This is a genomic window from Phenylobacterium sp. (assembly GCF_024508875.1).
Taxonomy (GTDB): domain Bacteria; phylum Pseudomonadota; class Alphaproteobacteria; order Caulobacterales; family Caulobacteraceae; genus Phenylobacterium.
The window spans coordinates 1-6,241 of the sequence record NZ_JANINU010000139.1; the positions used below are offsets into that span (position 1 = coordinate 1).

The 6,241-nt window shown below is 68.7% G+C and carries 7 protein-coding genes; 6 read left to right on the forward strand and 1 reads right to left on the reverse strand.

The features are described from left to right. A partial coding sequence (gene infB, locus Q0L11_RS11815) for a translation initiation factor IF-2 (protein WP_296597474.1) occupies positions 1 to 2,086 on the forward strand: 2,086 nt, incomplete at its 5' end. 110 nt (positions 2,087 to 2,196) lie between these two features. On the opposite strand, the gene Q0L11_RS11820 is transcribed toward infB, so the two are convergent. Then, positions 2,197 to 2,724, reverse strand: a complete 528-nt coding sequence (locus Q0L11_RS11820) for a GNAT family N-acetyltransferase (protein ID WP_296597476.1) — start codon at positions 2,722 to 2,724, stop codon at positions 2,197 to 2,199. A 65-nt stretch (positions 2,725 to 2,789) separates the two neighbouring features. Between Q0L11_RS11820 and Q0L11_RS11825 the strand changes: the two genes are divergently transcribed. The 5 genes from Q0L11_RS11825 to rpsO all read left to right on the forward strand — a co-directional run bounded on the left by Q0L11_RS11825 (position 2,790) and on the right by rpsO (position 5,903). After that, positions 2,790 to 3,293 carry a DUF2939 domain-containing protein gene (locus Q0L11_RS11825; protein WP_296597477.1) on the forward strand — a complete coding sequence of 168 codons (504 nt, stop codon included), beginning with the start codon at positions 2,790 to 2,792 and terminating at the stop codon, positions 3,291 to 3,293. Positions 3,294 to 3,332: 39 nt separating this feature from the next. After that, on the forward strand, positions 3,333 to 4,124 hold the full coding sequence (locus Q0L11_RS11830) for a dienelactone hydrolase family protein (RefSeq protein WP_296597478.1): 792 nt from the start codon (positions 3,333 to 3,335) through the stop codon (positions 4,122 to 4,124). Between the two features lie 124 nt (positions 4,125 to 4,248). Then, the gene (gene rbfA, locus Q0L11_RS11835; protein WP_296597479.1) at positions 4,249 to 4,686 is read left to right on the forward strand and encodes a 30S ribosome-binding factor RbfA; all 438 of its coding nucleotides are present in this window, start codon (positions 4,249 to 4,251) and stop codon (positions 4,684 to 4,686) included. Continuing rightward, a complete protein-coding gene (gene truB / locus Q0L11_RS11840) occupies positions 4,686 to 5,615 on the forward strand; it encodes a tRNA pseudouridine(55) synthase TruB (protein WP_296597480.1) in 930 nt (309 codons plus the stop codon). The genes rbfA and truB overlap by 1 nt, the downstream gene beginning before the upstream one ends. Positions 5,616 to 5,633: 18 nt before the next feature. Beyond that, positions 5,634 to 5,903 (forward strand): 30S ribosomal protein S15, encoded by a 270-nt coding sequence (gene rpsO, locus Q0L11_RS11845; protein WP_293479069.1) that lies wholly within the window; start codon positions 5,634 to 5,636, stop codon positions 5,901 to 5,903. Positions 5,904 to 6,241 lie beyond the last annotated feature (338 nt).

Below are 6,241 nucleotides of genomic sequence, written 5' to 3' on the forward strand. Positions count from 1 at the left end.
CCGTGGCCCCGGCGGTCCCCGCCTGAGCCCCGCCCAGCCGCCGGCGACGCCGGAGGTCCAGCGCGCCGCCCGCCAGGCCCCGCGGCCCGGCGGTTCGGTCATCGACCGGCGTGACGACGACGACCGTCGCCGCGCGAACGACGCCGGCAAGGGCGCGATCAGCCGCGCCAAGGGCGCCCCGACCCGCCGCGAAGGCCGCCTGACCATCCAGACCGTGGCCGGCGACGCCGAGGGCGCCGAGCGGATGCGCAGCCTCGCCTCCGTGCGCCGCGCCCGCGAACGCGAGCGTGAAAAGCGCAAGGGCGGCGCCGTCGAACAGGCCCGCGTCAGCCGCGAGGTCGTGATCCCCGACGTGATCACGGTGAGCGAGCTGTCCAACCGGATGGCCGTGCGCGGCGTCGAGATCATCAAGTTCCTGATGCGTCAGGGCGTGATGCTGAAGATCAACGACGTCATCGACAACGACACCGCCGAGCTGGTGGCCACCGAGTTCGGCCACACCGTGAAGCGCGTGTCGGAAGCCGACGTCGAAGAAGGCTTCATCGGCGCCGAGGACATCGACGATCATCTGGAGCCGCGGCCCCCGGTGGTCACCGTCATGGGCCACGTCGACCACGGCAAGACCTCGCTGCTCGACGCCCTGCGGTCCACCGACGTTGTCGGCGGCGAGCACGGCGGCATCACCCAGCACATCGGCGCGTATCAGGTGCGGCTGGCGGGCGGTCAGGCGGTGACCTTCCTGGACACCCCCGGCCACGCGGCCTTCTCGGCCATGCGAGCCCGCGGCGCGAACATCACGGACATCGTGGTGCTGGTGGTGGCGGCCGACGACGGCGTCATGCCGCAGACGGTCGAGGCCATCAATCACGCCAAGGCCGCCGGCGCGCCGATCATCGTGGCGATCAACAAGATCGACAAGCCGGACGCCGATCCGACCCGCGTGATCAACGAGCTGCTGCAGCACGAGATCGTGGTGGAGAGCCTGGGCGGCGACACGCAGGCGATCGAGGTCTCGGCCACCAAGAAGATGGGCCTGGAAAACCTCATCGAGGCTATCCTGCTGCAGGCCGAGGTGCTCGACCTGAAGGCGAACCCCGATCGCACCGCCGACGGCGTGGTCATCGAGGCCAAGCTGGATCGCGGTCGCGGTGCCGTCTCGACCGTCCTGGTCCGGCGCGGCACGCTGAAGCGTGGCGACATCGTCGTGGCCGGCGACACCTTCGGCCGCGTGCGCGCCCTGATCAACGAGCGCAACGAGCAACTGACCGAGGCGGGTCCCTCCGCGCCGGTGGAGATCCTCGGCCTCGACGGCACGCCGTCGCCGGGCGACGCCTTCGCCGTGGTGGAGAACGAGGCCCGCGCCCGCGAACTGACCGAGTACCGTATCCGTCAGAAGCGCGAGAAGGCCGGCTCGCCGGTCCAGGGCGCCAGCCTGGCGGACATGATGGCCAAGCTGGCCGACAAGAAGGTCGCGGAGCTGCCGGTCATCATCAAGGCCGACGTGCAGGGCTCGGCCGAGGCGATCGTCGGCTCGCTGGAGAAACTGGCGCACGAGGAGGTCCGCGCGCGGATCATCCTGTCGGGCGCCGGCGCCATCAGCGAAAGCGACGTGATGCTGGCCAAGGGCGCCAACTCGCCGATCCTGGGCTTCAATGTCCGCGCCTCGAAGCAGGCGCAGGCGCTGGCCGAGCGCGAGGGCGTGGAGATCCGCTACTACGCGATCATCTACGACCTGATCGACGACATCAAAGGCGTGCTGTCGGGCATGCTGGCGCCGATCCAGCGCGAAACCTTCCTGGGCAACGCCGAAGTGCTTCAGGCCTTCGACATCACCAAGGTGGGCCGTGTCGCCGGCTGTAAGGTCACGGAAGGCGTGGTCCGCAAGGGCGCGCGCGTCCGGATCATCCGCCAGGACATCGTCGTGCTCGAACTCGGCACCCTGCAGACGCTCAAGCGCTTCAAGGACGAGGTCAACGAGGTGCCGGTGGGCCAGGAATGCGGCATGGCGTTCCAGGGCTTCCAGGACATCAAGGCCGGCGACGTCATCGAGTGCTTCACCCTCGAGGAGGTGAAGCGCAGCCTGTAGGCGCCGCTTCAGTTCACCGGATCGAGGCCTCTCCCGCTTGCCGCGGGGGAGGCCTTCTTCGTTTGGGCCGACGACCTTACGACGCGAGTGACTCTCGAAGGATCAAGGCTTTATCGCCGGTCCAGCCGGTAGACGGCGCTCATGCCATCCTCGAACCCCATGTCTTGGTCGGGCTGGCGCACCATCCCCAGGCGCTCCAGCACGCGCTGCGAGCCATAGTTCTCGAGGTGGGTGAAGGCGATGAAGTGCGCGACGTCCGTGTTGGCGAACGTCCAGTCCGCCACGGCGCGGGCCGCCTCCGTCGCCAGGCCCTGGCCCCAAAACTCGGGCATCAGGCTGTAGCCGAGCTCAAGTTCGCCGGTCGCCGGCCAGAGGCTGATCCCCGCCCGTCCCGCGAAGCGGCCGTCCCGGGTGAAGGCCGCCCATTTCGAGTGGCCGCGCTCGGCCTGCTCGGCCACGAAGCGGCCCAGGGCCTCGGCGATCCGCTGGTCGGTCCACACGCCGCCCATGTAGCGCCCCACTTCCGGATCACGATGCAGCGTGGCCAGGAGGTCGAAATCGTCGGCGGTGAACGGGCGGAACACCAGGCGGTTCGTTTCGAGCACCGTCCGATCCGTTCCGCGGTCGAATCCGTTCATCTGCGGTTCTGCCTCGCCATGGGATGGAACGGCGTTGTAGCGCAGCTTGCAGCCGGGAGAATGAAATGCGCGCGATCGTGATCGCCCTGATGACCCTGACCCTCTCGGCCTGCGCCACGGTGCAGAAGCTGGACGCGGCGGCGGACGTCCACGCCCTGCTCGTCTCGATCCGCGACGGGGACGAGGCCACGTTCGACGGCCTGGTCGACCGCAAGGCGCTGAAGCGGGAGATCCAGCAGCGCCTGGTGGCGGAGGCCGCGAAGGACGACCGCGTGCCCGCGGGCCTCGCGGCGATCCTGGCGCCCAGCCTTGCGGAACTGGCTGGCGAGGCGCTGGTGCAGCCGACGGTCTTCCGATCGGTCGCCGAGTACTACGGCTATCGCCCGGACATGAAGATCCCCGGGCCGATCGGCATCTCCACCCTGCTGCGCGAACTGCCGGACGGCCGCGTCTGCGCGACGAGCAAGAAGGCGGGTCCCTGCCTGCTGATGTTCACCCACGCGCCGGACGGCCGCTGGAAGCTGTCGGGCTTCGAGGGCGATCTTTCCATGCTGCGCCTGAAGCGGTGATTGGCTTAAGCTCGTCCCCAGCGAGAGCAGGGGGTGGGGATGGGCTACGAGACCGCGCTGGCGGCCTACGAGAAGTTCGACTTCGCGCACGACGGGCGGACCTATCCGGTCTACCGCCGAGGCTCGGGCCCGGCGGTCGTCATCATGCACGAGATGCCGGGGCTGCACCCGCTGGTGATCCGCTTCGCGGACCGGGTGGTCGAAGCGGGGATGACGGTGTTCTGCCCCAGCCTGTTCGGCACGCCGGGCAAGCCGGTGAGCCGCGGCTACACCCTGGCCACCGCGCTGGGCGTGCTGTGCGTGCGGCGCGAGTTCTACGTGTGGCGGGGCGACAGATCGAGTCCGGTGGCCGACTGGCTGCGGGCGCTGTCGCGCAGGGCGCACGCCGAGTGCGGCGGCAAGGGCGTGGGCGCGGTCGGCATGTGCTTCACCGGCGGCTTCGCCCTGGCGATGATGACCGATCCCAGCGTGGTGGCGCCGGTGCTGTCGCAGCCGTCGCTACCGCTGGCGCGGGGCAATCCCAAGCGCGGCGCGGAGATTGGCCTGTCGCCGGGCGAGACGGCCTGCGTGAAGGGCCGCCTGGAGGCCGAAGACCTCAGCATCGTCGGGCTGCGCTTCACCTCGGACGAGCTGGTCCCCGACGCCCGGTTCGAGACCTACCGCCGCGAGTTCGGCGACCGCTTCGAGAGCATCGAGCTGAGGGACGAGGACGCTGCGCCCGCGATCATCCCGCCGCACTCGGTGCTGACGCTCCACCTGAAGGAAGACGGGCCGACCAAGGCCGCCGAGCAGCGGGTGATCCAGTTCTTCAAGGAACGGACGGGGGCTTGACTCCTCCCCCGGGCGGAGGAGGCATTTCGCCCGCTCTGGACACCTGGGCGCCTTCCGACTAGAAGCCCGCGCTTTCCTGCGCGGGCGTCCGATCCTTCCGCCAGGGTTGCTGGAAAGACCTCCCATGAAACGACCGACCTCCCATGGCCGCGCGGCGCCGCAGGGCCCGTCGCAGCGTCAGCTCCGCGCCGGCGAACTGGTGCGTCACGCCCTGGTCGACATCTTCCGCGAGGAGGAGATCGCCGATCCTGCGCTGGCGGGGGTCTCGGTGACCGTCACCGAAGTGCGCCTCAGCCCCGACCTGCGCCACGCCACGGTGTTCGTCGAGCCGCTGGGCGGCGAGCACTACGACGAGGTCATCAAGGCGCTGAACAAGCACGCGAAATTCGTGCGCGGGCGGCTGGGCAAGCTGATCGACATGCGCTTCACCCCCGACCTGAAGTTCCTGCACGACGAGAGCTTCAACGAGGCGGCGCGCATGAGCCGGCTGTTCGACGACCCCAAGGTGCGCCAGGACCTGACCCCCGACCCGGTCTCGGCGTCCTGGAAGGACGAGGACTGATGGCCCGCCGCAAGAGGGGCCAGGCGATCTCGGGCTGGATCAACCTCGACAAGCCCTACGACCTGACCTCGACCTTCGCCGTCAGCCGCGTGCGCCGGCTGTTCGACGCCCAGAAGGCGGGCCACGCCGGCACGCTGGACCCGCTGGCCACCGGTATCCTGCCCATCGCCCTGGGCGAGGGGACCAAGACCGTTCCGTTCCTGGTCGACGCCGACAAGTCGTACCGCTTCACCATCGCCTGGGGCCGCACGACCGCGACCTATGACCGCGAGGGCGAGACCATCGCCGAGTCCGACGTGCGCCCCACGATCGCCCAGGTGCACGCCGTTCTCCCGCGCTTCATCGGCGAGATCGACCAGGTCCCGCCGGCGTATTCGGCGATCAAGGTGGACGGCGAGCGGGCCTACGACCTGGCGCGAGCCGGCGAAACCGTCGAGCTGACCGCCCGCAAGGTGGACATCTTCGACGCCCGCGTCGTGGACGCGGCCGACGCCGACCACATCACGCTGGAGATCGACTGCGGCAAGGGCACCTACGTCCGCGCGCTGGTCCGCGACATCGCCGATGCGCTCGGCGCGTGTGGCCATGTTAGCCAGCTTCGCAGAACGCGCGTCGGCCAGTTCACCGAGGAATCAGCGGTGACACTGGAATACCTAGAAGATTTAGGGCATAAGGCCCGCCAATCGGAGGCCTTGCTTCCGGTCGAGACCGCACTGGACGACATCCCGGTGCTGGCCGTGACCGACGAAGACGCCTTCCGATTGAAGCAGGGACGATCGATCGTTCTCGTTCCCCGACAGGTGGAAGCGGTGAAAGCCGGGCTCAAGCCGGGCTCACGCACCGTTTCAGCCATGTCGGGCGGGACGATGGTGGCGCTCTGCGAGATGCGTGCGGGACGGCTCGAACCCTCGCGTGTCTTCAATCTTTGACCAGAGCGGAGAAACCCGATGTCGATCACGGCCGAACGTAAAGCCGAAGTCATCAAGACCCATGCCCGCGGCGACGCGGACACGGGCAGCGCCGAAGTCCAGGTGGCGATCATGTCCGAACGGATTGCGAACCTCACCGAACACTTCAAGACGCACAAGAAGGACAACCACTCGCGCCGGGGCCTGCTGAAGCTGGTCTCCGCCCGCCGTTCGCTCCTCGACCACCTGAAGAAGTCCGACGCGGCTCGCTATCAGGCGCTCATCGAGAAGCTGGGCCTGCGCCGCTAGGTTTCCAAAGCGGACCCGATCCCCGCGTGGGGACCGGGTCCGTTTCGTATCGAGGCTGCTCCTCCGTCACAGGCCGGGGGGTGTATGCGGCAACCCGGGGGCGTTCGGTTCCCCACACACGCCGAGGGTCGCAGGAGATCCTCACCCGCCTGTGCCATTGGATGAGGATTTCGGAAGACCGATCCCCTGTCCGCCCCCGCCGGGAATACGCCCGCGGGACGAGAAAGAAGCAGAAATGTTCGATATCAAACGCAAGACCATCGAGTGGGGCGGCAAGACGCTGACGCTCGAAACCGGCCGCATGGCCCGTCAGGCCGACGGCGCCGTCCTGGCCACCT

What these genes read in the sequence shown, in the direction of transcription:
- Q0L11_RS11820 (WP_296597476.1), bottom strand. Translation starts at nt 2,724, where the DNA reads ATGAACGGATTCGACCGCGGAACGGATCGGACGGTGCTCGAAACGAAC.
- Q0L11_RS11825 (WP_296597477.1), top strand. Translation starts at nt 2,790, where the DNA reads ATGCGCGCGATCGTGATCGCCCTGATGACCCTGACCCTCTCGGCCTGC.
- Q0L11_RS11830 (WP_296597478.1), top strand. Translation starts at nt 3,333, where the DNA reads ATGGGCTACGAGACCGCGCTGGCGGCCTACGAGAAGTTCGACTTCGCG.
- rbfA (WP_296597479.1), top strand. Translation starts at nt 4,249, where the DNA reads ATGAAACGACCGACCTCCCATGGCCGCGCGGCGCCGCAGGGCCCGTCG.
- truB (WP_296597480.1), top strand. Translation starts at nt 4,686, where the DNA reads ATGGCCCGCCGCAAGAGGGGCCAGGCGATCTCGGGCTGGATCAACCTC.
- rpsO (WP_293479069.1), top strand. Translation starts at nt 5,634, where the DNA reads ATGTCGATCACGGCCGAACGTAAAGCCGAAGTCATCAAGACCCATGCC.